Source organism: Sphingomonas guangdongensis (assembly GCF_900199185.1).
In the GTDB taxonomy this organism is placed as follows: domain Bacteria; phylum Pseudomonadota; class Alphaproteobacteria; order Sphingomonadales; family Sphingomonadaceae; genus Sphingomonas; species Sphingomonas guangdongensis.
Window position 1 is genome coordinate 381,769 of the sequence record NZ_OBMI01000002.1, and the last position, 22,299, is coordinate 404,067.

Here is a 22,299-nt window from a genome sequence, read left to right on the forward strand (position 1 = left end):
TCACAGCGCCTCGAGCTTGAACGTGTCGGCCGATGACGGTCCGGCGAGCTGCGCCTGCGCCTGCGCCTGCCCTTCCGCGCGCGCGATGTAACCGCGTGACTTTTCGACCTCGTTGGTCAGCGTGTTGACGGTGGTCTTCATGCTCTCCAGCGCCTTGCCCTTGAAGGCGTCGATCGCGTCCATCGTGTCGTAGATGTTCTGGAAGGCGCGCTGCAGCGTCTCAACCGGGATGGTCGAGGCCGCTGCCTGCTCGTGGATCTGCGCGGTCTGCGACTTGAGCAGCTTGCCGGTCGAATCGATGATGTTGGCGGTGGTGGTGTTCAGCTGGGTGATCTGCTCCAGCACCAGCTTCTGGTTGGTGAGCGCCTGCGCGACCGTCACCGCCGTGCGCAGCGCCGCAACGGTCGTGGTGCTCGCGCGGTCGACGCCCTTCACCAGCTCGACGTTGTTCTTCTTGACCAGATCGAGCGCGAGATAGCCCTGTACGGTGACGGCCATCTGGGTCAGCAGGTCCTGGGTGCGCTGGCGGGTGTAGAACAGCGCGGTCTCGCGGATCGCCTTGGCCTTGGCCGGATCGCTGTGGTCGAGGTCGTTGGCCTTGTCCTCCAGCGCCTGGTCCATCGTCTTGGACAGGTGGATCATCTGTTCGAGCCGGCCCATCGCCGCCCACAGGTTTTGCCGCTCCACGTCGATCGCGGCATTGTCCATGAGGAGCTCGTCCTTGCCGGACGCCAGGCTCTTTAGGATGGACGCGATGTGGGTCTGCGACGATTTGTACCCGTCGAAGTAGTTGCGCATCTTGTTGCCGAACGGAATGATCCCGAACAGCTTCTTGGGCGCGAGCAGGTTGCCCTGGCGGCCCGGATCGAGATCCTCGATCGTGCGGCGCAGCTGGGCGAGGTCGGCGCCGACGCCCGACTCCTGATCCATCGCGCGGACCGGACGATCGAGAAAGCGGTTCGACTGGCCCGCCGCCTCGCGGATTTCCTTCGCGCCCATGGCGGTGATCGCATCGACGCGCTTGCCGAACTCCGGGCTGTTCGCGTCCTGCGCGACCAGGTCGGTCACGAACGCATCGACCCGCTCCTGCAGCTTGGAGCGCGTGCCCTCGTCCACCGGCACCAGCCCCGCCGCCTTCTCCACGGTGACCGGCGGCACCGGATCGGGCGGGGTCAGCACCAGGTCCTTCTCCGCGGTGATCGTCTCTTTGGCCATCTCGCTCTCTTCTCCACACCCGTCGCGCAGCACCGTAGCGCCGGGCCGGACCGCATCCAACTGTCTTAGCCATATAAGTCGCTTTGGGCGCGTTCAAGGCGCGGCCCTTCCCGCAACGCAGCAAATGCGCTAGGGGCCCGCGCGACCAGCCGGCGACGAGCGCCGGGCGACCCCGGGAAAATCACACGTGAATTTGCGCAACATCGCCATCATCGCCCACGTCGATCACGGCAAGACGACGCTGGTGGACCAGCTCTTCCGCCAGTCGGGCACCTTCCGCGATAACCAGCGCGTCGAGGAGCGCGCGATGGATTCGAACGACCTGGAAAAGGAGCGCGGGATCACCATCCTGGCCAAGCCCACGTCGATCGAGTGGGAGGGCACGCGCATCAACATCGTCGACACGCCCGGCCACGCCGACTTCGGCGGCGAGGTGGAGCGCATCCTGTCGATGGTCGACGGCGTCGTGCTGCTGGTCGATTCGTCGGAAGGCGCGATGCCGCAGACCAAGTTCGTGACCGGCAAGGCGCTGGCCCTGGGCCTGCGTCCGATCGTGGTCGTCAACAAGGTCGACCGTCCGGACGAGCGCATCCAGGAAGTGCTGGACGAAGTGTTCGACCTGTTCGTGACGCTGGATGCCACCGACGAACAGCTCGACTTCCCCGTGCTCTACGCGTCCGGCCGCAACGGCTATGCCAGCGAGGATCCGGCGCGGCGCGAGGGCACGCTGGAGCCGCTGTTCCGCAAGATCGTCGATCACGTGCCGCCGCCGAACCTCGACCAGGACGCGCCCTTCTCGTTCCTGGTGACGCTGCTCGATCGTGACAACTTCCTCGGCCGGGTGCTCACCGGCCGCGTCCAGTCGGGCGTGGTCAAGGTCAACCAGCCGATCCACGCGCTGGACATGGACGGCAAGGTCATCGAGACCGGCCGCGCGTCCAAGCTGATGAGCTTCCGTGGCCTCGACCGCGTGCCCGTCGAGGAAGCGCGCGCGGGCGACATCATCAGCCTTGCCGGCCTGAGCGTCGCTACCGTGTCGAACACGATCGCCGACACGTCGGTGACGGAGGCGATCCAGGCGCAACCGATTGATCCGCCGACGCTGTCGATGCGCTTCGCGGTGAACGACAGCCCGATGGCGGGTCGCGAGGGCAGCAAGGTGACCAGCCGCATGATCCGCGATCGGCTGGAGCGCGAGGCGGAGTCGAACGTCGCGATCAAGGTGACCGAGAGCGCCGACAAGGACAGCTTTGAGGTCGCGGGCCGCGGCGAGCTTCAGCTCGGCGTCTTGATCGAGACGATGCGTCGCGAGGGCTTCGAGCTCGGCATCAGCCGGCCGCGCGTCCTGTTCCGCGAAGAGAGCGGCCAGAAGACCGAGCCGTACGAGACGGTCGTCATTGACGTGGACGACGAGTTCTCAGGCACGGTCGTCGACAAGATGAACCAGCGCAAGGGCGAGATGACCGACATGCGTCCGTCCGGCGGCGGCAAGACGCGCATCACCTTCTCGGCACCGTCGCGCGGCCTGATCGGCTATCACGGTGAGTTCCTGTCCGACACGCGCGGCACCGGCATCATGAACCGGCTGTTCGAAAAGTACGGGCCGCACAAGGGCCCTATCGAGGGGCGCAAGAACGGCGTGCTGATCTCCAACGGCGTCGGCGAGGCGCAGGCTTACGCACTCGGGCCGCTGGAGGATCGCGGCATCCTTTTCGTCGGTCACGGCGAGGCGCTGTACGAGGGCATGATCATCGGTGAGAACGCCAAGACGGAGGACCTGGAGGTCAATCCGATGAAGGCAAAGCAGCTCACCAACTTCCGCGCATCCGGCGGCAAAGACGACGCGGTGCGCCTCAGCCCGCCCAAGAAGATGACCCTGGAGCAGGCGATCGCCTACATCGACGACGACGAGATGGTGGAGGTGACACCAACCAAGATCCGGCTGCGCAAGCGCCACCTCGACCCGCATGAGCGCAAGCGGGCATCGCGCGCCAAGGCGGCCTGATCCGGGGCGGCTCACCCGCCCCGGCGATCGGTCGCTTCTGCCTTTAACTGGATCAGGCAGATTGCCTGCGCTGCTAAGGAACCCGGTGGCGGCATGCCGCGCTTTTACGCGCATGCCGCGCTATTACCTCAACCTCTACAACGACGTCGACGTCGTCGATGAGGAAGGGGGCGAGTTCGCCGACCAGGCGGCAGCGGAAGCCGCCGCCGTCCGCAGCGCCCGCGAGCTCATGGCGGAGCATGTCATGGCGGGGCTGCCGCTCGACCTCAACCACCGGGTTGAGGTCGTGACGGGGGACGGAACTGTCGTCTCCGTCCTGCGCTTCGGCGATCTGATCACGATCAAGGGCGGGTAGCCTGCTACGGTTCGATCGCTTCACGACCTATGTTATTTCCCGTACGCGCCGGACCATGCATCTCGCCCGAATGGTGGCCGCGACAATCACGAGGCTCCCGGCAGTGCAGGGGAGCATGGACGTCAGCAGTGGAGAGCAAACGCCGCTTGGCGCGTTTCTGAACCGGATCATGCAGCGCTCGGTGCTCACCGCCGATGAGCAGCAGGCGATCCTCGACCTTCCCACCCAGACCGTGCATCTGCGGGGCAAGCAGGACTTCGTCCACATCAACGAGCAGGTTGCGTACAGCTGCCTGGTCGTCTCAGGCGTGATCGCCCGGGTCGGGCAGACGGCGAAGGGTGCGCGGCAGATCACGTCGGTCCACCTGCCGGGCGAGATGGCCGACCTTCACTCCGCCGTCCGCCCGATCGGCCTTGGCGGGATGACGGCGCTGTGCCCCAGCACGATCCTGCGCATCTCGCACGGCGCGATCCGTCAGGTTGCCGCGCGCTTTCCCGCGATCGCGGAGGCGTTCTGGCGCGACTGCATGCTGGAATCGGCGATCCTACTGCAGTGGCTGCTGAACGTCGGGCGGCGTGATGCGCAGACCCGGCTCGCCCACATCTTCTGCGAGGTGGCGGTGCGGCTCGGGCGCAACCGGACGGCGGCGTGCCAGTACGACTTTCCGGTCACGCAGGAGCAGCTGGGCGACGCGGCCGCGATGACCTCCGTCCACGTCAACCGGTCGCTGCGCGCGCTTCACGCCCGCGGGCTGCTGACGGTGACGCGTGGGCGGGTGACGATCCACCAGTGGGAGGCGCTGGCGCGCGCGGGCGAGTTCGACCCGACCTATCTTCTCGCCGACATGGAGCCCCACCGCCAGGAACGGCTGCGGATCAGCGTCTGAGCTGACGGCTCTTAACCTCTTGTTTGCCCGGAAGCGCCACACTGTGGCGGTGCCAACCGGCAACCGCCCGCGTAGCGCGAGTCCGGTTGGTGGCGAGCTAGCGGGAAGGGCAGGTCTTGGGCGATCACGAGCGGCGGACCGAACGGCGAGAGGACGTGCGCTGGGACGCGTGGCTCAGCGCTCGCGGCTACGGTGCCGCCCGTGTGACGATGGTCGACGTGTCGGCGGGCGGGGCGCAGGTCACCGCGCCGCTTGGCCTGCGGGTGCGCGACCGCGTCACCTTGTCGCGGGAAAGCTACGGCATTCGTTCCGCGCGCGTGCAGTGGGTGGAGGCGAACCGCGTCGGGCTGGAGTTCGTCGGACCCGTCAAGGTCGCCTGACGCGGGCGCCTAGGGTGCCGGATCGCCGGCGCCGCGCACCTCTGCCGAGGCGTTGACCACCGTTCGATCGGCAAACTCCAGCGTCAATGTCGTCCGGCCGCCGGCCCTCGCGTCCGGGGCGAGGTCGAACAGCATGACGTGCCGACCGCCGGGTGCGAAGCGGAGCGGTTGTCCGGCCGGCACCGGCACCTGGGTGAGCGGCGCCATCGTCATGGCCGATCCATGCGCCATGCTCTGGTGGAGCTCGCTCCGCCCCGCGATCCCGCTGCGAACCGCGGTCAGCACCCGCGGCGAGGCTGCCGGTGCGATGGTGAAGTAGGCGGCGGCGGGGCGGCCGGTGACAGCGGGGAGCCGCACCCAGGCGTCGCTCACCGCCGGCGCGTCCGCCCCGCACCCGGATAGCAGCACGCCCGCCAGCCCCAGCGCTGCCAGTGTTCCGCGCATTCAACCCACTCCTCTTGCGAGAAAAACCACCCGTTCCTTAGGCTCGGAGCGGCTCTTGCGGCAAGGCGACCCCCACCTATATCGCGCCGGTAACGATCGGTTCCCGCGTCGCCTAAATCTGGGGCGCGGGCGATCATTATCGGTTTGAGAACCTGGGGGTACAGGCAGAAGACTATGGCAAAAGTTATCGGTATCGATCTCGGCACCACCAACAGCTGCGTGGCTGTCATGGAGGGCGGCAAGCCCAAGGTGATTGAGAATGCGGAAGGCGCCCGCACCACGCCGTCGATCGTCGCCTTCGCCAAGGACGGCGAGCGGCTGGTCGGCCAGCCGGCGAAGCGCCAGGCCGTCACCAACGGCGACAACACGATCTTTGCGGTGAAGCGCCTGATCGGCCGCCGCTTCGACGATCCGGTGACCAAGAAGGACACCGAGCTGGTTCCATACACCATCGTGCGCGGGCCGAACGGCGACGCCTGGGTGAAGGCGGGTGGCGAGGATTATTCGCCGTCGCAGATCAGCGCGTTCACGCTGCAGAAGATGAAGGAAACCGCCGAGGCCTATCTCGGCGAGACGGTGTCGCAGGCGGTCATTACCGTGCCGGCCTACTTCAACGACGCGCAGCGCCAGGCCACCAAGGACGCCGGCAAGATCGCAGGGCTCGAGGTGCTTCGCATCATCAACGAGCCGACCGCGGCCGCGCTCGCCTATGGCCTCGAGAAGGACAACAACAAGACGATCGCGGTTTATGACCTCGGCGGCGGCACCTTCGACATCTCGGTGCTCGAGATCGGCGACGGCGTGTTCGAGGTGAAGGCCACGAACGGCGACACCTTCCTGGGCGGCGAGGATTTCGACGCCAAGATCGTCCAGTACCTGGCCGACGAGTTCAAGAAGGTCGAGGGCATCGACCTGACAAAGGACAAGCTCGCCCTCCAGCGTCTGAAGGAAGCCGCCGAGAAGGCGAAGATCGAGCTCAGCTCGGCGGCTTCGACGGAGGTCAACCTGCCCTTCATCACCGCGGACCAGAACGGGCCGAAGCACCTGGTCAAGTCCATCACCCGCGCCGACCTGGAGCGGCTGGTCGACGACCTGATCCAGCGCACGCTGGAGCCGTGCCGCAAGGCGCTGGCCGACGGCGGGCTGAAGGCCGACGCGATCGACGAGGTCGTGCTGGTCGGCGGCATGACCCGCATGCCCAAGGTGCGTGAGGTCGTGAAGTCCTTCTTCGGCAAGGACCCGCACACCGGCGTCAACCCGGATGAGGTCGTCGCGATCGGCGCCGCGATCCAGGCGGGCGTGCTGCAGGGCGACGTCAAGGACGTGTTGCTGCTCGACGTGACGCCGCTGTCGCTCGGTATCGAGACGCTGGGCGGCGTGTTCACCCGCATGATCGACCGAAACACGACGATCCCGACCAAGAAGTCGCAGACCTACTCGACCGCGGACGACAACCAGCAGGCGGTTACCATTCGCGTGTTCCAGGGCGAGCGCGAGATGGCGGCCGACAACAAGATGCTCGGTCAGTTCGACCTGGTCGGCATCCCGCCCGCACCGCGCGGTGTGCCGCAGATCGAGGTGACGTTCGACATCGACGCGAACGGCATCGTCAACGTGTCAGCCAAGGACAAGGGCACGGGCAAGGAGCAGCAGATCCGCATCCAGGCCTCGGGCGGCCTCAGCGACAGCGACATTGACCAGATGGTCAAGGATGCCGAACGCTTCGCCGATGAGGACAAGAAGCGGCGTGAGTCGGCCGAGGCGAAGAACAACGCCGAGAGCCTGATCCACACCACCGAGCGCCAGCTCCAGGAGCACGGCGACAAGGTCGACGCGAGCCTCAAGTCGGAGATCGAGGCGGCGGTCGCCGAGGCCAAGACGGCGGTCGAGGGCGGTGACGCCGCGGCCATGACCGAGAAGTCGCAGGCGCTGGCGCAGGGCGCGATGAAGCTGGGCCAGGCGATCTACGAGAAGGAGCAGGCCGCGGCTGCATCGCCGGGTGCCGGAACGGGCGCTGCGGGCAGCGAGGCGGGCGGCGAGGAGGTCGTCGACGCCGAGTTCTCGGAAGTGGACGACAACCAGAAGGCGTAACCTGATGTTCCTCCATCGTCATGCCAGTGGACGCTGGCATCTCCGGCCGTCTCACGACCGGCCTGAGATCCCAGCGTGCGCTGGGGTGACGGTCGGGGGAGAGGGGGGCGGGGGCCCGTTATGAGTACCGAGATCGACTATTACGAGCTGCTTCAATGCGAGCGGACCGCCGACGATGCGACGATCAAGTCGTCCTACCGCAAGCTCGCGATGAAGTACCATCCGGACAAGAACGCCGGGTGCAAGGACAGCGAGGCCAAGTTCAAGGCGATCAGCGAGGCGTACGACTGCCTCAAGGACCCGCAGAAGCGCGCGGCCTATGATCGGTTCGGCCACGCCGCCTTCCGCAACGGCGGGCCGGGTGCGGGCGGCGGCTTCGGCGGCGGCGCGGATTTCGGTGGCTTTTCCGACATCTTCGAGAGCGTGTTCGGCGAGTTCATGGGCGGGCGGGCCGGCGGCGGTGCGCAGCAAGTCCGTCGCGGCGCCGACCTCCGCTACGACCTGGAGATCACGCTGGAGGACGCCTTTCACGGCAAGTCCGACGAGATCACGGTGGATGTCTCCACCGCGTGCGACACCTGCGAGGGCACGGGCGCGACACCCGGGACCGGTCACCGCCACTGCGCGATGTGCGGCGGGGCGGGCAAGGTCCGCTCGCAGCAGGGGCCGTTCGTGTTCGAGCGAAGCTGCCCCGGCTGCAACGGCGCCGGTGCGGTGATCACCGATCCGTGCGTCAAGTGTCGCGGCGAGGGTCGCGTCGAGACCACCCGGACGATCCCGTTTGAAATTCCCCCAGGGGTCGATCACGGCACCAAGCTGCGCCTCCAGGGCCGCGGCGAGGCGGGCGCGCGGGGTGCGCCGGCAGGCGACCTCTACGTCTTTCTTCACGTAAAGAAGCACCCGATCTTCGCGCGCGAGGGAACCACCCTGTTCGCACGTGCGCCGATCAGCTTCACAACGGCGGCGCTTGGCGGCGAGATCGAGCTTCCCGGGCTTGACGGCCAGCTGCACAGCATCCGGGTGGCGCCGGGAACCCAGTCCGGCCGCGAGCTGCGCCAGCGTGGTGCGGGCATGCCGGTGCTCCAGGGGCGCGGCCACGGCGACCTGGTGGTCCGGATCGAGGTGGAGACACCGACCAAGCTCAACGCACGCCAGCGCGAGCTGCTGGAGGCGTTCCGCGAAACGGAGACGGGCGAGGAGTGCCCGGAGTCGACCGGCTTCTTCGCCAAGATCAAGGCGGCGCTGGGCTGATCGACAGGTTCCGTCATTCTCGCGAGAGCGGGAATCTAGAGGCGGTGAAAGTGGTGGGACCCACTCAGGCCAGCCAGTCTAGATCCTCGCCGGCGCGGGGATGACGGTTTGGTGGGGGTGCCGTCGCGTCAATCCCTATCGGCCCCGAATTGCAGCCGCGCCAAGCGCGCGTAGAGGCCATCGCGGGTGATCAACGTGGCATGGGTTCCGGTCTCCACGATCCGGCCGCTGTCCATGACCACGATCCGCCCCGCCGCGCGCACGGTTGCCAGGCGGTGCGCAATGACCAGCGTCGTCCGGCTCGCCATCAGCCGCTCGAGTGCGTCCTGCACCAGCCGCTCGCTCTCGGCATCGAGCGCCGAGGTGGCTTCGTCGAGGAGCAGGATCGGCGCGTCGCGGAGCAGCGCACGGGCGATTGCGATCCGCTGACGCTGCCCGCCCGACAGCCGCGCGCCGCCCTCTCCCAAATAGGTGTCGAGCCCGTCGGGCAGCGCGCGGAGAAACTCGGCGGCGTTGGCCGCGTCGGCCGCCTTCCAGAGCTCCGCGTCGGACGCCGCCCAGCGGCCATAACGCAGGTTGTCGCGGGCAGAGGCGGCGAAGATCACCGTCTCCTGCGGCACCATGGCGATCCGCGCGCGCACCTCGGCCGGGTCGGCGGCGCGCACGTCGACGCCGTCGACCAGCACTCGCCCGCCGTCCGGATCGTAGAAGCGCTGCACAAGCTGGAACAGCGTCGACTTGCCAGCGCCCGATGGGCCGACCACCGCCACCGTCTCGCCCGGTGCGACGTCGAGCGTGAAGTCGTGGAGCGCGGCGACGTCGCGCCGGGTCGGGTAGCGGAAGACCACGTCCTCGAACCGGATCGCGCCGCGGGGCGGCTCGGGCAGCGGCAGCGGTGCGGCGGGGGCTGCAATCACGGGCGCGACCGACATCAGCTCCGCCAGGCGCGACGCCGCGCCTGACCCCCGCAGCAGATCGCCGGTCACTTCGGTCAGCGCGCCGAACGATCCCGCGACCAGCCCGCCGGTTAGCACAAAGGCGGCGATCGTGCCGCCGGTCATCCGCCCGGAGGCGACGTCGATCGCGCCCTGCCACATGACGAGCGTGATCGCGGTGAAGATCAGCCCGATGACGGTTGCGGTCATTATCGCGCGCAGCAGGATGCGACGCTTGGCGGTGCCGAGCACCTGCTCCACCCCGCCGGCGAAGCGTTCGCCCTCGCGCGCCTGCTGGCCGAACGCCTGCACCACCTTCATCGCGCCCAGCGTCTCGCCCACCATGGCGCCCACGTCCGCCACCCGGTCCTGGCTCGAGCGAGAGATGGTGCGGACCTGGCGTCCGAGCAGCGCGATCGGCAGGATCACGAGCGGAATGCCGGCGAGCAGCATGCCGGTCAGCTTGGGCGACAGGGTGAAGAGATAGATGATGCCGCCGACCCCCACCACGACGTTGCGCACCGCGATCGAGATGGTGGAGCCGACCAGCTGCTCGATGATGGTCGTGTCTGCGGTCATGCGGCTGGCGATCTCGCCGGGGCGGTTTTCCTCGAAGAAGCTGGGGCTCTGGCGCAGCAGGTTGCGGTGCACCGCAATTCTCAGGTCGGCGACGACCCGCTCGCCCAGCCACGAGACGAAGTAGAAGCGGAAGGCGGTCGCGATCGCCATGACCACCACGATCAACAGCAGGTACTGGAACCACCGCGCGATGTCGCCGCCACCGCTGCTCGCGAAGCCGCGGTCGATGATCAGCTTGAAGCTGGACGGGATCGCGAGGGTGGCGAGCGCGGCGACCAGCATCGCGGCGAGCGCGGCGGCGATGCGGCCGGGGTAGCGTGACGTGATCCGCCAGATGATCAGGAGGCTGCTGAAACGGGCAGGGCTGGCGGGAGCGGCAGTGGCCATCCGCGCCGCCTAGCGCAGCTTGTGCCAGGGTGGAACCATATGCGCCCGCCGACCGCTTGTTGCAGTGCATGATGATTGTTTCGCAAGACTGCTGCTTTATATCGGCCACACGCCGGCGACCTCGGCGCGGGATGAACCGTTGATGCTCTACAACGCCTATGAATTGCAGCGCTCAATGCTGGCGGGTGCGAGTGCGCTTGCGAACATCTCCGTCGGGTTGCTCAACAATCCGGCCAACCCGTTCGCTTATTTCGGCGGGGGTCCGGTGGTCGCATCCGCTCTGGAGGTGTTCGCGCATGCCGCAGCGCCGCGCGGCAAGCCGGCGTTCGGGCTCGACCGCACCACCGTCGATGGCCGAGAGGTGCAGGTCGTCGAGGAGATCGTGCTCCAGAAGCCGTTCGGGCAGCTGAAGCACTTCCGGCGCGAGGGCGTGACGGGCGGCGAGAAGCTGCTGATCGTCGCGCCGATGTCCGGCCATTATGCGACGCTGCTGCGCGGCACGGTGGAGCGCATGCTTCCGCGCCACGACGTCTACATCACCGACTGGCGCGACGCGAAGCTGGTGCCGCTCGCCGACGGGCGCTTCGACCTGGACGATTACGTCGACTATCTGATCGCCTTTCTGGAGGCGATCGGCACCGCGAGCGTGGCGGAGGGCGGCTCCGTGCGGCCGCACGTGCTCGCGGTCTGTCAGCCGTCCGTGCCCGCTTATGCCGCCGCGGCGCTGATGAGTGCCGCGAAGCACTCGAACCGGCCCGCAACGCTCACCATGATGGGCGGGCCGATCGACACGCGCGAGGCGCCGACTGCGGTGAACACGCTCGCGACCGAGCGGCCGCACGCCTGGTTCCGTCAGAACGTCATCGCGACCGTGCCAATGACCTACCCCGGCGCAGGGCGGGAGGTATATCCGGGATTTCTCCAGCTCGCCGGGTTCATGACCATGAACCTCGGCAACCACCTGAACTCGCACTGGGAGCTATTCAAGCACCTGGTCGCCGGCGATGGCGACAGCGCCGACGCCACCATGCGCTTCTACGACGAGTATCGTTCCGTCTGCGACATGACGGCGGAATTCTACCTTCAGACCATCGACGTTGTGTTCCAGAACCACTCGCTGCCCAAGGGCGAGATGATGCACCGCGGCACCCGCGTCGATCCCGCGGCGATCACCGACATCGCCATCCTCGCAATCGAGGGCGAGCGTGACGACATCTCGGGAGTTGGCCAGACCAAGGCGGCGCTGACGAGCTCGACCGCGCTGCCGGAGGACAAGAAGCGCTACCACATGGCGCCGGAAGTCGGCCACTATGGCATCTTCAACGGATCCAAGTGGCGCAACCGCATCGCGCCGGTCGTCGAGGAGTGGATCGCGACCCACGCGGCCTGAGTCCGTTTCAACCCGAGCATGGAGCAGCAGCAATGACGACCCGCACCGCAACGGCGCGCTACGAAGGCCTGGGCAAGGAGGGGAAGGGCTTCGTCTCGACCCAGTCCACCGTGCTGCAGGACAGCCGCTACGGCTTCGGTACACGCTTCGAGAACGAACCCGGCACAAACCCGGAGGAGCTGGTCGCCGCCGCGCACGCGAGCTGCTTCACCATGGCGTTGGCCTTTGCGCTGGCCGGTGAGGGCTATACCGCGGGCACGCTGGAGACCAAGGCGGCGGTGACGATCGACAAGGACGGCGACGGCTTCACGATCACCAAGTCCGCGCTTGATCTGTCGGCACAGGTCGACGGCATCGACGCCGATACCTTCGCGCGCATCGCCGAGGATGCGAAGGCGGGCTGTCCGGTGTCGAAGCTGATGAACGCCGAGGTGACGCTCACCCATCGGCTGGGGTGATTTCTGTTCGCGCAAGGACACAGAGGCGCAGAGAGGTTCTACGATCGCGCCGCGGGCGTTTCAGCCGAAGTGAGTTAGGGCGCTACGCGCAGACATTGAAAAACCTCTCTGCGCCTAAGCGGCTCTGCGCGAACAAAATCAAAGCAGACCCTTTGCGCGCAAGCTGACGTGCCCGCCTGACGCCATGATGATGTGGTCGTGGACCGCGATGTTAAGCCGCTTGCCCGCGGTGGCGATCAGGCGGGTGACGTCGATGTCCGCCTTGCTGGGCGAGGGGTCGCCCGACGGGTGGTTGTGGACCAGGATGATGGCTGCCGAGCCATAGCGGAGCGCGGCGGCGATCACTTCGCGCGTGTAGACGGGCGCCTCGTCGACGGTGCCCTCGTTCATCAGCTCGTCGCGGATCAGGATGTTGCGGGCGTTCAGCCGAAAAGTGGTTGTATGAAGGTTGTGCCCGGCCGGTAGGTCGATAGGAGCATGACCCATGACCACGCTCGCCATCTGCTACCATCGCTTCTCTTCTAAAAAGCAAGACAAAGGTTCGAGTCTTGCACGACAACGGGAAGAGACCACTGCGTTGATGGCAAAGGAGGGTTGGACGCTCGCCGAACCCTTTATCGAAGATGCGGGGCGGAGTGCGTGGAAGAGTGATCATCTTAGCGTTGGCAACCTAGGTAAGCTACGCAAGCGCATCGACGCCGGTCATTACGTAGCGGGCACGCGCATCATCGTTGAGAACCTAGATCGCCTATCACGCCAAGAATATCGAACGGCGCGACGATGGATCGAAGACGTGAACGATGCCGGGCTGATCATCGAAGTTGCCCGGCCTCGTCTTACGTTGAACGAAGATGCGATGTCGGGCATCAACGTTGGTCCGATGTTGCAGCACCTATTTGAGAGCAAGCGGGCGAACAGCGAAGGAAACACGCGTTCTGATCGTCAGCAGGCGGTGGTTGCCAACCTAAACCAGCGCGCACGCGATGGCGTGGTGGCGACGCCATGCGCCCCCTTGTGGCTCAACGGAGAAAAGGGCGCGACGGGCTTTCAGCGGATTGAAGACCGCGTTGCTGTGGTCAACATGATCTATGAATGGTGTGCCAGCGGTCTTGGCTACACCGGCATTACCAAGCGGCTGAACGCCACGGTGGAGCCGTGGAGCGTCGGGTGGAAGTCTGAACGGGCGCAGTGGTGCACAGCCTACGTCCGCGACATCCTCCACTCTCCGGCCGTTGAGGGCGAATACCACGTCGGCAAGGGCAGCAATCAGCCGGGCACGGGTGAAATCATCCGTGGCTACTATCCACGCATCGTGGAGGCTGACCTTGTGGAGCGTGCCCGTGCCGCCATCGCCAAGCGTCAGGGGACGGGCGGTCGGAACGCGGGGGAGGCGAAGAACCTCTTCGTCGGGGTGACGACGTGTGAGCAGTGCGGCGGCAGCGTTGGTCGGCTTGCCAGCGGGACGCGGGGGAAGAGCGGCAGCATTGGACGCGGCACCAGTTACGAATACTTCAACTGCCGCAATGCGCGCTACGGGACGTGCGCAAACAAGATGAACTACCGCTACGACCTGATTGAGCGGGCTGCGCTGACCGAAATGCTCCACTTGGCATTGGACGATACGCACTTCGTGGTCGTTGATGACGTGGCACCGTTGAGCGCGCGAACCGCGCGGGCGCGTAAGCGGATCGAAGAGCTAGAGCACGAACAGGGCAACGTCATCGCAGTGTTGCGCAAGATGCCAGACAGTGCAGCCATGCTGGCCGAACTCACGAAGGTGGAGGGGGAGCTTAGCCGGGCTCGGGCGGAGCTAGACACGGCACAGAGGGCACTAGATCAGGCACGTGGTCAGGTGTCACCGGACGAACACCTACGACGCGTGCAAGAGGTTCGCGATGCCATTCACGATAACGACCCGGACGTTCGCGAACAGGCGCGACGCAAGGTCCGTGATGCGATCAAGGGCATCGTTGCTCTGATGACCTTTGATCAGAAGGGCGATGGGCGTGTCACGATGATCCTGAAGGGCAACCACGTCGCTTTTGAGTTCGACCGCTCTGGCAACGTTCTGAAGCGCCACAACTACCTTGCTTGGGTCAACGCGGCCGATGAGTTCAAGCGGGAGGCTAGCGCCCGGATGGTCGGCGCGCGTGGTCAGACGGCTGATGTGGTGGCGCTCGATGACATCTTGCGCCGCGCACGCGCGTGATCCCGTGCCTCGACAAAGAAAATAGGTGACAGAATAGAAAAGTGTGAGACGGTCACTCCATCACCAACCGGCCCGCTCGGGCTAAGCATGGGAGTGCACGTTGAATGACACAGTTGCGAGACTGCAACGGACGTTCATTAGTCTAACACGGCGGGACATACCGGCGTATCGTTGGCCTGTTTTCTTCTTCGAAGAGAAGCTAGTCCTGAACGGATCAAAGCTGTTGAGAGGAACAGCGGTTGCAGATATTCCGATGCCCTTCGAGGATATGTGGCTGTCCTGCCTCATTGAGCATTCTGGTAAGGAATACCTATTCTACTTTCTTCTATCTCGTTCCGTGGATCGTCTGCATACGGCGATGATACACCACACAGATGAGGGCGAGGATATCGAGTTTATCGAAGTATATGGAGACAGTGTCGTAAAAGGCGAGCGAAGGACGGAAATCGCCAACGAAGCGTGGTCGATTGCACAAACCCTCATCATGCATCACCTGACGACGCTGAAGGCACCCACCACTGAGCGCGTCGAAGGCATCGCCGAAGGCGTAATCCGCAACCCGCATACCCGGCGCGCCAGAGAGGCCCGTCGAGCACGCTTTATCACCGTTCGTCCGAACGCCATAACGCCCCGGACAGAGCATCAGGGCGGCGCCCACGCGTCACCGGTCGGGCACGAGCGTCGCGGGCACTGGCGGACCTACAAGACCGGGAAGCGCACGTGGGTCAGCGCGATGTCGGTCAACGGCGGCGCTGTGGAGGGCGAGACGCGCAACTACCGGGTGCTAGCGGCCACAGGCATGGTCGATGATAGCTTCGTCAAGTTGGCGGAAGGAGAGCTATCGGGCTAAGAAGTGGTCGCCACGGGGATGGGGGAAGTCATGAAGGTTGCGAGATTGTTTGTTGCGTCGGTGGCGCTCTCGCTGGCAGCGTGCGGCGATAAGATCGATACTAGTAGCCCGCAAGCTTACAGCAAGAGCATAGCAGCTATCAGTGATAACCTTCCTAACGAGAAGAAGGAAGAGTTCAGGCAGGCGATGATCGCTATTGCATTCAACGTTGCTGATCCAACGACCGGCATGATGAGCGGTGCGACGCTCACTTCACCTCTCTTGCTAGCCGCTGCTGACAAGATCGACGGAAAGTCCGCTGACGACATCATCAAGCTTGGATACGAGACGCGTATCGGGCTTCTGGAAGCGGAAATTACGGAGAGTGCTGAAGCCGTTCAACGGCTCGACGCTGAGCGCAGGAAATACAAGGCGATATTTGACAACATTAAGATAGACTCTGCCAAATACTACATTGATGATAGCAATGAGTTCATGGCGCAGCCGACGCTGGGTTTTCGGATCACCAACAACTCAAAGACACCTATTAGCAGAATCTATCTTGCCGGAACGGTAATCTCTCCCGGTCGATCCATTCCGTGGGTGTCGGATTCTGTAAATTACGAGTTCCCCGGTGGCCTCGAAAGCGGTGAGTCGCAGCAACTCGATCTTCAGCCAAACTCGTTCGGCGAGTGGCGAGTAGGCGAGTGGTCGCGGCGTCCTGACTTGAAGCTCAAACTAGAGGTGGTGAACGTAGAAGGCGCGGATGGTCAGGCACTGTTGCAGGGCGATCCCGAGGACGTGAAATCTAAGCAAGCGGAAGTGGTTCAGCTTGAGAAGAAGCGGGACGAACTCCGCAAGAAGCTTCAGAACCAGTAGCTCACACCATTTGAACTTGGCTCCCGGTCTGACGCCGGGGGGCAGGCTTTACCTCTTAACCGACCCGATTACATCTGACCACGTCAGCGCGAACGCTACTGCATCCACGTCATCAACGAACTCCAGCTTGCACAGACCGTCAGCAACGATGACCGACAAGACGTTTTGTATGTTGGCGCTGATCCAGCGCGCGACAGGGCTGATGTCGAGGGTCGGGTGCTTTGCAGACGATACTACGAGCGTCGCCAGCGCTACTCCGACCGCTTGCGGACTGGGCGTCGTTGCGGCGACCAATTGCCTGACCTGATGCGGAGTGATGGTCACCACAGCCATTACTCGGCCCCTTGTAGCTGCCTTTGACTCAACTCGTGTCTAGTCATGAACACGCTAACCGCGCCACTGTCTCTGAAGTGCAGGTTGATGCGACCATCCTTGAATGACAGCAGTCCGAACGATTGCGCCAATGCGGCACCGATCAGGGGTCCGATCAGTTCACCCGGTGTCGGTTCGGTGACGGCTTGCTCGAACGTCGTGACGATCAGTTCTAGATCGTCAGGACAATCCATTCTGACCGCGATCACCGTCGCTAGCAGGGCGGGCGTGAATGACAGCCACGCGGCACGCCGGTTGATCCACACGTCAGCGGTGCTGTCACTGTCGCGCACGTCGGTGACCAGTGCGGGCGGACCAGCGACACGCGTCACTAGGCTAGCGACGGTGTCGATGTAGTCACTGGTTATCTCAGTGGAGGGGAAGGCCTTCATGCCGCTTCCCCTTTCGCCTTCGCGCGGGCTTTGCGGGCGCTGACGGCGTTCTGTTCGCGGCGACGCGCGGCACGCTCAGCCACTTCCGCTTCAGTCAGTTCACGCGGCTTGCGACCACGACGCTTCTTCTGATCGTTGATCGCAACGTCAGCCTTCTCAAACGTGACCTCCACGTGATCCAGCAAGGCAAGCTGGTGAAGGAGGTAGGAGGCTTGGTCGATGTCATAGACGTAAAGGGTCACCTCCTCGGCCGAACGCGGGTCGCGAATGCTGGTGCGCGTGACGAACTGAAGGATGACTTCGAACTCGTTGGTGATGCGCCAATCTTCGGCGGTGACACCATGAACCTTGAGAAGGCCTTCGATGTTGGGGCTCGGCTTGGCGCTGTAGATCACCGCTGCTTGGTTACAGCCCGCAAACTCATTCGAACCAGCCTGCTTGATGCGGAGACGGCGTGCGGCCGGTAGCGAGGTGAACGATGACGCGATGCTCTCATTGACTGACCAGATGAAGCGCTCTTGATCGATCCGGCTGGCGAGGTAGGAGTCAATGCGCTGAAGGTTCTCGCGTCCGCCCTCAGATGCGAAGTGAAAACGGCTGGCATTCCGGTCGCTGAAGTAGACCACGTTCACGCGGCGCTTCTCCCACACGATTGGGCGTGTGGTGCGACGGGTCACCCACTCCAGTGCCAGACCATCAGTCTTCGCGGCTTCGTTGAGCAGCTTGTAGGTCAAGGACTCGCTGAAGCGGTTGGCGAGGATCAACACGCTAGTGAACACCGTCACGGCGTTGAGCGTGAAGAGGGACCCCCACACCCACTGGCGAGCTTTCTTGGACCCATCATCGAACTCAACCGACTCCGTCATCTGGTCCCAATCGGACAGGCTGCACACGACCTTGCGGTTGCCACTGGCGTGGCTCTCCAACACGCGTCCGTGAAAGGCGCGGAGGTGGCGGTGACTGTCGTCGTGGAAGAGATGGCGCGAGGTGAGCGCCTTACCGGCGCCGGTCGGTGAGACGGTGGACCAAGTCTGATAGCCGTCAAGCTCGGCAAGATCGTAGTGCTGGTGGAAGAAGGCTGCGTCACGCAGGGTGCGAACTTCTTGAATCGCCAACACGGCTGGCGTCTCATCGATGATGAGGTGCCAACCGTCGAAGTCGGTCAGGTCTGACATCAGTAGAGCGGCGTGGCTGATGACCGCGATGATGTGGTGCTCGCCCGCGTATTTGCTCGGCAGGTATTCGACGGACTCACGAACGTTGATGCCGTCTTCGTCGCTGGAGAGCGGTTCGACCACGAGGTTGCGACCACGCTGCAACGCCGATGCGCGAACCTCACCCGCCACGGCGCGGATGGCATGGCGGCGCTCAGTAACGAACAGGTATTTGCCCTTGAACGATATCGCATCATTAATGGCTCGAAAAGTCTTGCCGCTACCCGGCGCGGCTTCATCAACGGTTACTCGCATAAGACTCCTAATCAGCGTGACGGTCTATCACCTCTATTTAGCAATCCTACTTGAGTCGGTGGACATTTGTCGAAATTGATCTTTCGACGGCGTCATTCGGCGGTCTAACGGCTGTGCGTCAGCATGAATTATCTAATAAGTATCTATAGGTATTGCGTGCCTACGCGACACTGCGTGACTGAAAAACGCCTCAAGTCGGAGCGCGACCGCTAGGGAGCAAGCGAGACGTAGAGGCCGGTCGTCACGAGCGCAGCGAGTGATCGACCTCCCTCCATGTAGACCATGATGGGCGGCTCTGCCGCGTGCTGATCACCAGCTACGGCGTGCCAATTAGCGGCGCGATGTTTGCGCTGGTCAACATGGCGGCGTCCCGCTGTCGCGGTCCACCGATCCACTTGCCGATCACTCCACGAGCAAGCTCGCTCCGTTCCTCGGCTGCGTGGTTGATTTCAATCACGGACTTGGCTTCGCGCCAGATCAGGTTCTCTTGCACGCATACCCGTTCACTGAAGAGCGGGGTTTGGTTCTATCGTCCGAAGGACGGCTTAGACCGCAAGATGACGGACTATGCCGCTTATGTGGTATATCGACTACAATCGGGACGCCGCTTCATTTCGGATGCGCGCACCCTTCGCGCCTGTTCTGCAAACTGCTGTTGATCAGCGTCACCGAGGCCACGCTTTCTCCGTGCGCAAAGTTTATTGGATGCATGTTTTTCACAAGTCAGCGCAAAGTGCCCGGAATAGTAGCATTCTCTAAGTTCTGAGTAGATTGTCGCTGCGCTTTTGATCGGAAGTTGATCAGGTGCAAACGAACAATTAGATACCAAAGTGGGAAATTCTTTAGCTTTATCCTCGCTGAATTTACGTGAATCCTGATCTATATAGGCTTGAAACGTCCGGTCAGTATCTAATGTGTCTTCCAACGCGCACGTGACCTTTTCCGTTTGTTCGATTATCGAACACCCGTAAGCCGTGCTTGCTGTTTGCGCGCTCAAGCACTCTTTAGCTAAATCATTCAGCTTATTTGAAGCGCTCAATGCATCAACATACATTTTCACAGCGCCTGCGCGAAAGCCATTGATGTTATCAAGAGGCTCGATCCGAACCCCTCCGGATACCAGCAGCTTTATTATAGTCTCATTGCCGGAATATAGGGCCTCTCCAAGACTCTCGGATGAACACTTGAAGCCAAACGCAACAGCCTTTACGCAAGGATTTGGATCATTAGACGCGTTGTAAGTCTGTGCTGATGATGGCGGTGTAATCAGAGGGAGAATCAAGCAAACGACGAAACCAGTTATCGATCCGACTAGCCAGCTTAACGCGCTTCCGGTCTGGCGGTCGGTTAGGAAAGGCTGACGCTTGATCCACCACACCGTCGCCGCCGCTATAAGACCGAACATGGCAAGGAAGTAGCCCTGAAGAGGGCTGAAACGGTCAAAGATGCCAATTAGCGAAGATGGAACGCCAACGGCTGCGCCGATAGTTGCGCTTTTCAGGTGAGTGAGACTATTTCGTCCGAAGTCGACAATGCTTGCCACGACGCCCCCGCCCGCAGTGAAGGCTTGAAGGTAACGTCGCGGATTAGCTTAAGCAACGGGTCACACGTCTTCATAAGTGCGCTGCTATCCTTCATTCGGCTAGCGACGCACCACATCACACGATAGGATACAAGCCGCGTAAGTCTGGGGATTTCGGATGCGGGAGGTAGTCGAGCGTTGGAAGGAAGGTCTGACGGTCATCATCCTGACATCCCTCCTGAGCATGGTCGGTTACGTCGCTGCGGGTGGGGTGATCATGGTTGTATGTTGGGTAATCGGCACCAGCGACTGGGATTTCGACGGCTGGGCCAAGCTCGCTGGAGCCATCTACGTGCCGTGGTCGACTGGAGTGGCTCTGAAGGCCTTGCGAGAGCAGAAAAGCAGCGAACTCGGGCAGCGGTGAACGCCGAGAGATAACTAGAAGCAGCGCCTGACTCCAGACAGGCGCTCTGCCCGCTTAGATGCGGGATTTGCTTAGGTGGGGACCGTTTTTAAAAGAGTCGGCGGTCCCCACCGTCACAGCGCATTCGAACCTATGCCTTCGCGCTTACCGGGCGCGTGTCTCGATCACCCCGACCATCAGCGCGCTACCTCGTGGTCGGTGTGCTCTTCGCAAAAGTTGAAGTCGAGACCGGCGCCGGGCTCATCGGTTCGTAGGTAGTTGGGGCAACGCTCCCCATTCGCGTCGCGAAAGTCGCAACGCACGACGCCATCTGGTCCTAGGTCCGTCCGATCCTCTTCGTCAGCGTCAGCGTCATCATAGGCGTCACCGTCGTCGAAGTCAGACGCATCCTGAGGCTCGGATTCTTCGTCGCCGTATGAATCGAAGGCATACTCATGGTCGTTAGGCACGTGGATTTCCTCGCATGGTGGGAGTGGAGGCTCTCGAACCAAACCAAACGGTGCCATTAGCTTCTAGCGTAGAGCTAGGCTGGCAGACGGTTCGTAGCCATGCTGATTATACCCGTCTCTAGTGACGTAGGGAGCCCCGTAGAGCGCGCGACACAAAAAAGGCGACGCAGATCGCTCCACGCCGCCTTCGTGCTCCAGTGAGGCTCCTAGCGCCCCCTAGGGGCGTGTAGCGAGTAAGTAAGTCGTGTAGGCGATCAGCCCCATAAGGGCGCAGCTAACGACTGACCAGATTTTGTCGCTTCGGCTCATGGCTTGCAGACAAACTGCATGAAGTGGTCCGCTATCGAGTCTGGCACGATGGGAGCGGTGCTTTGCTGATACGTCGGGATGTTGTCGGTGTCTAAGACACCGCCATCGGCTTTGTAGTTCGTGAATGAGACAAGCGTAATTGTCTCATTCGGGCAGTCGATCCGGTTTAAGGTCTTGGTTTTGCGATACTGAACGGTCTTGTTGAGTAAATGGTTTGCCTCGGTCCAGAAAGAGCCCACCCCGGTTATGCGCTGGCGATCACGCTCTCTAATCTTGTATACAGAATTGTCATTGCTAATGGTCACAAACACCCAAGCATTTGGGTCCGGGTTCGTTTCAGCCGCATCCGCCATAGCCTCAAGGGCGTCAGCCTGTGCCTCAAGCTCATCCGCCTCCGCATCTTCAACGTTCAGGTCATAGGTGACGTTGTCGCCGACATCGTCTTGAGCGGCGGCGGAGCAACCGGCGAGCGCAAGGCCCGCCAGTGCGGTCATGAACTTGAAACGCCGGGTCACGCCTGACCGGCGAGCTTAGCAGCCTTGTTGCGCGCCCGCGTCGCCCGCGCTGCATCGATAGCGGCTTGCGAGCGTGGAGCGCGGCTCTTCTTCGCCACGGGGTCACCAGCCACCTCGCTGCGCATGTAGGACGTGGACTTCCCCATGCTGTCGATGCGTTCGAACTGGTCATCGAAGAGACCCGCCTTTACCGCTTTCTCAAAAGTGTCGAGCGCGGCCGGAAACTTGTCGGCCTTGACCCGGCGCCGCTCACCAACGTCGAGTGCTTCGCCCTTGTAGGTCGGACGGAACTCAACGCTGGAATTGCTCCGCTTGATCCACGAGCGACCCTTCAGCGGTTCCGTGCTGTCAAAGCGCTCGCGTGTGCTCTGGACGCCCTTGATCACCGCTGCGTGCGCCTTCGCAGGATCGTAAGGCCGGTGCTCAAAATCCTCATCAGCGTCCGGCGTAAAGAACGCCTTCAGGTCATCTAGCAGCGACATCAACCGACTCCTGTTTGTCTGTGGTGCGCGTGACATCACCGATGTCTAGTAAAGCGTCAACACGCTGATGTG

Annotated in this window: 23 protein-coding genes and 1 pseudogene; 12 read left to right on the forward strand and 12 right to left on the reverse strand. The window is 63.2% G+C overall.

Translation table 11 applies throughout. From position 1 onward, the window contains the following. A complete protein-coding gene (locus tag CRO12_RS08980; protein WP_097063718.1) occupies nucleotides 1-1,215 on the reverse strand; it encodes a toxic anion resistance protein in 1,215 nt (404 codons plus the stop codon). A gap of 187 nt (nucleotides 1,216-1,402) precedes the next feature. On the opposite strand from CRO12_RS08980, the gene typA reads away from it, so the two are divergent. The 4 genes from typA to CRO12_RS09000 all read left to right on the forward strand — a co-directional run bounded on the left by typA (nucleotide 1,403) and on the right by CRO12_RS09000 (nucleotide 4,841). Further along, complete coding sequence (gene typA / locus CRO12_RS08985) at nucleotides 1,403-3,220, forward strand: translational GTPase TypA (protein WP_097063719.1); 1,818 nt, start codon at nucleotides 1,403-1,405, stop codon at nucleotides 3,218-3,220. A 112-nt stretch (nucleotides 3,221-3,332) separates the two neighbouring features. Further along, the gene (locus tag CRO12_RS08990) at nucleotides 3,333-3,575 is read left to right on the forward strand and encodes a DUF6894 family protein (protein ID WP_097063720.1); all 243 of its coding nucleotides are present in this window, start codon (nucleotides 3,333-3,335) and stop codon (nucleotides 3,573-3,575) included. 115 nt (nucleotides 3,576-3,690) lie between these two features. Beyond that, nucleotides 3,691-4,461: a Crp/Fnr family transcriptional regulator gene (locus tag CRO12_RS08995; RefSeq protein WP_179640935.1), complete on the forward strand. Its 771-nt coding sequence runs from the start codon at nucleotides 3,691-3,693 to the stop codon at nucleotides 4,459-4,461. A gap of 116 nt (nucleotides 4,462-4,577) precedes the next feature. After that, complete coding sequence (locus CRO12_RS09000) at nucleotides 4,578-4,841, forward strand: PilZ domain-containing protein (RefSeq protein WP_097063722.1); 264 nt, start codon at nucleotides 4,578-4,580, stop codon at nucleotides 4,839-4,841. Between the two features lie 9 nt (nucleotides 4,842-4,850). Here CRO12_RS09000 and CRO12_RS09005 read toward each other — a convergent pair whose 3' ends face one another. Then, nucleotides 4,851-5,285 (reverse strand): copper chaperone PCu(A)C, encoded by a 435-nt coding sequence (locus tag CRO12_RS09005; RefSeq protein WP_097063723.1) that lies wholly within the window; start codon nucleotides 5,283-5,285, stop codon nucleotides 4,851-4,853. A gap of 174 nt (nucleotides 5,286-5,459) precedes the next feature. Here CRO12_RS09005 and dnaK point away from each other — a divergent pair, with 174 nt between their 5' ends. Then, complete coding sequence (gene dnaK / locus CRO12_RS09010) at nucleotides 5,460-7,376, forward strand: molecular chaperone DnaK (protein ID WP_097063724.1); 1,917 nt, start codon at nucleotides 5,460-5,462, stop codon at nucleotides 7,374-7,376. A 120-nt stretch (nucleotides 7,377-7,496) separates the two neighbouring features. Continuing rightward, nucleotides 7,497-8,627, forward strand: a complete 1,131-nt coding sequence (gene dnaJ, locus CRO12_RS09015) for a molecular chaperone DnaJ (protein ID WP_097063725.1) — start codon at nucleotides 7,497-7,499, stop codon at nucleotides 8,625-8,627. Nucleotides 8,628-8,755: 128 nt separating this feature from the next. Here dnaJ and CRO12_RS09020 read toward each other — a convergent pair whose 3' ends face one another. Further along, nucleotides 8,756-10,528, reverse strand: coding sequence for an ABC transporter transmembrane domain-containing protein (locus tag CRO12_RS09020; protein ID WP_097063726.1), 1,773 nt, complete (start codon nucleotides 10,526-10,528; stop codon nucleotides 8,756-8,758). Nucleotides 10,529-10,670: 142 nt separating this feature from the next. Between CRO12_RS09020 and CRO12_RS09025 the strand changes: the two genes are divergently transcribed. Together CRO12_RS09025 and CRO12_RS09030 are read left to right on the forward strand one after the other, a co-directional pair. Next, complete coding sequence (locus tag CRO12_RS09025) at nucleotides 10,671-11,918, forward strand: polyhydroxyalkanoate depolymerase (RefSeq protein WP_097063727.1); 1,248 nt, start codon at nucleotides 10,671-10,673, stop codon at nucleotides 11,916-11,918. A 32-nt stretch (nucleotides 11,919-11,950) separates the two neighbouring features. Further along, the gene (locus CRO12_RS09030) at nucleotides 11,951-12,376 is read left to right on the forward strand and encodes an OsmC family protein (protein ID WP_097063728.1); all 426 of its coding nucleotides are present in this window, start codon (nucleotides 11,951-11,953) and stop codon (nucleotides 12,374-12,376) included. Nucleotides 12,377-12,514: 138 nt separating this feature from the next. Here the strand turns inward: CRO12_RS09030 and CRO12_RS09035 are convergent. Further along, nucleotides 12,515-12,802, reverse strand: a pseudogene (locus CRO12_RS09035) (JAB domain-containing protein); the annotation flags it as partial. Between the two features lie 58 nt (nucleotides 12,803-12,860). Between CRO12_RS09035 and CRO12_RS09040 the strand changes: the two are divergent. From CRO12_RS09040 to CRO12_RS09050, 3 genes are all read left to right on the forward strand, one after another. After that, nucleotides 12,861-14,585: a recombinase family protein gene (locus tag CRO12_RS09040; protein ID WP_097063730.1), complete on the forward strand. Its 1,725-nt coding sequence runs from the start codon at nucleotides 12,861-12,863 to the stop codon at nucleotides 14,583-14,585. Between the two features lie 253 nt (nucleotides 14,586-14,838). Then, a complete protein-coding gene (locus CRO12_RS09045) occupies nucleotides 14,839-15,435 on the forward strand; it encodes a hypothetical protein (protein WP_097063731.1) in 597 nt (198 codons plus the stop codon). A gap of 3 nt (nucleotides 15,436-15,438) precedes the next feature. After that, nucleotides 15,439-16,293 carry a DUF6694 family lipoprotein gene (locus CRO12_RS09050; protein ID WP_097063732.1) on the forward strand — a complete coding sequence of 285 codons (855 nt, stop codon included), beginning with the start codon at nucleotides 15,439-15,441 and terminating at the stop codon, nucleotides 16,291-16,293. Between the two features lie 48 nt (nucleotides 16,294-16,341). On the opposite strand, the gene CRO12_RS09055 is transcribed toward CRO12_RS09050, so the two are convergent. From CRO12_RS09055 to CRO12_RS17720, 5 genes are all read right to left on the reverse strand, one after another. After that, entirely contained in the window at nucleotides 16,342-16,626 is a 285-nt protein-coding gene (locus CRO12_RS09055) for a hypothetical protein (protein WP_097063733.1), read from the reverse strand. Next, nucleotides 16,626-17,057, reverse strand: coding sequence for a hypothetical protein (locus CRO12_RS09060; protein WP_097063734.1), 432 nt, complete (start codon nucleotides 17,055-17,057; stop codon nucleotides 16,626-16,628). The genes CRO12_RS09055 and CRO12_RS09060 overlap by 1 nt, the downstream gene beginning before the upstream one ends. Next, nucleotides 17,054-18,526, reverse strand: coding sequence for a hypothetical protein (locus CRO12_RS09065; protein ID WP_097063735.1), 1,473 nt, complete (start codon nucleotides 18,524-18,526; stop codon nucleotides 17,054-17,056). The genes CRO12_RS09060 and CRO12_RS09065 overlap by 4 nt, the downstream gene beginning before the upstream one ends. Nucleotides 18,527-18,842: 316 nt before the next feature. Beyond that, nucleotides 18,843-19,019, reverse strand: coding sequence for a hypothetical protein (locus CRO12_RS17970; protein WP_179640936.1), 177 nt, complete (start codon nucleotides 19,017-19,019; stop codon nucleotides 18,843-18,845). Between the two features lie 81 nt (nucleotides 19,020-19,100). Next, a complete protein-coding gene (locus CRO12_RS17720; protein WP_144033579.1) occupies nucleotides 19,101-20,069 on the reverse strand; it encodes a hypothetical protein in 969 nt (322 codons plus the stop codon). Nucleotides 20,070-20,226: 157 nt separating this feature from the next. Here CRO12_RS17720 and CRO12_RS09070 point away from each other — a divergent pair, with 157 nt between their 5' ends. Then, nucleotides 20,227-20,472: a hypothetical protein gene (locus tag CRO12_RS09070; protein ID WP_097063736.1), complete on the forward strand. Its 246-nt coding sequence runs from the start codon at nucleotides 20,227-20,229 to the stop codon at nucleotides 20,470-20,472. 176 nt (nucleotides 20,473-20,648) lie between these two features. Here the strand turns inward: CRO12_RS09070 and CRO12_RS09075 are convergent, their stop codons facing one another. The 3 genes from CRO12_RS09075 to CRO12_RS09085 all read right to left on the reverse strand — a co-directional run bounded on the left by CRO12_RS09075 (nucleotide 20,649) and on the right by CRO12_RS09085 (nucleotide 22,227). Further along, complete coding sequence (locus CRO12_RS09075) at nucleotides 20,649-20,921, reverse strand: hypothetical protein (protein ID WP_097063737.1); 273 nt, start codon at nucleotides 20,919-20,921, stop codon at nucleotides 20,649-20,651. A gap of 305 nt (nucleotides 20,922-21,226) precedes the next feature. Next, nucleotides 21,227-21,724, reverse strand: coding sequence for a surface-adhesin E family protein (locus CRO12_RS09080; protein ID WP_179640937.1), 498 nt, complete (start codon nucleotides 21,722-21,724; stop codon nucleotides 21,227-21,229). Nucleotides 21,725-21,741: 17 nt separating this feature from the next. Continuing rightward, complete coding sequence (locus tag CRO12_RS09085) at nucleotides 21,742-22,227, reverse strand: hypothetical protein (RefSeq protein WP_097063739.1); 486 nt, start codon at nucleotides 22,225-22,227, stop codon at nucleotides 21,742-21,744. Nucleotides 22,228-22,299: the final 72 nt, after the last annotated feature.

Coding starts and splice junctions, on each gene's coding strand:
- CRO12_RS08980 (WP_097063718.1), bottom strand. CDS start 1,215: ATGGCCAAAGAGACGATCACCGCGGAGAAGGACCTGGTGCTGACCCCG.
- CRO12_RS08990 (WP_097063720.1), top strand. CDS start 3,333: ATGCCGCGCTATTACCTCAACCTCTACAACGACGTCGACGTCGTCGAT.
- CRO12_RS08995 (WP_179640935.1), top strand. CDS start 3,691: ATGGACGTCAGCAGTGGAGAGCAAACGCCGCTTGGCGCGTTTCTGAAC.
- CRO12_RS09005 (WP_097063723.1), bottom strand. CDS start 5,285: ATGCGCGGAACACTGGCAGCGCTGGGGCTGGCGGGCGTGCTGCTATCC.
- dnaK (WP_097063724.1), top strand. CDS start 5,460: ATGGCAAAAGTTATCGGTATCGATCTCGGCACCACCAACAGCTGCGTG.
- dnaJ (WP_097063725.1), top strand. CDS start 7,497: ATGAGTACCGAGATCGACTATTACGAGCTGCTTCAATGCGAGCGGACC.
- CRO12_RS09020 (WP_097063726.1), bottom strand. CDS start 10,528: ATGGCCACTGCCGCTCCCGCCAGCCCTGCCCGTTTCAGCAGCCTCCTG.
- CRO12_RS09025 (WP_097063727.1), top strand. CDS start 10,671: ATGCTCTACAACGCCTATGAATTGCAGCGCTCAATGCTGGCGGGTGCG.
- CRO12_RS09030 (WP_097063728.1), top strand. CDS start 11,951: ATGACGACCCGCACCGCAACGGCGCGCTACGAAGGCCTGGGCAAGGAG.
- CRO12_RS09040 (WP_097063730.1), top strand. CDS start 12,861: ATGACCACGCTCGCCATCTGCTACCATCGCTTCTCTTCTAAAAAGCAA.
- CRO12_RS09045 (WP_097063731.1), top strand. CDS start 14,839: ATGCCCTTCGAGGATATGTGGCTGTCCTGCCTCATTGAGCATTCTGGT.
- CRO12_RS09055 (WP_097063733.1), bottom strand. CDS start 16,626: ATGGCTGTGGTGACCATCACTCCGCATCAGGTCAGGCAATTGGTCGCC.
- CRO12_RS09060 (WP_097063734.1), bottom strand. CDS start 17,057: ATGAAGGCCTTCCCCTCCACTGAGATAACCAGTGACTACATCGACACC.
- CRO12_RS09065 (WP_097063735.1), bottom strand. CDS start 18,526: ATGCGAGTAACCGTTGATGAAGCCGCGCCGGGTAGCGGCAAGACTTTT.
- CRO12_RS09070 (WP_097063736.1), top strand. CDS start 20,227: ATGCGGGAGGTAGTCGAGCGTTGGAAGGAAGGTCTGACGGTCATCATC.
- CRO12_RS09080 (WP_179640937.1), bottom strand. CDS start 21,724: ATGACCGCACTGGCGGGCCTTGCGCTCGCCGGTTGCTCCGCCGCCGCT.
- CRO12_RS09085 (WP_097063739.1), bottom strand. CDS start 22,227: ATGTCGCTGCTAGATGACCTGAAGGCGTTCTTTACGCCGGACGCTGAT.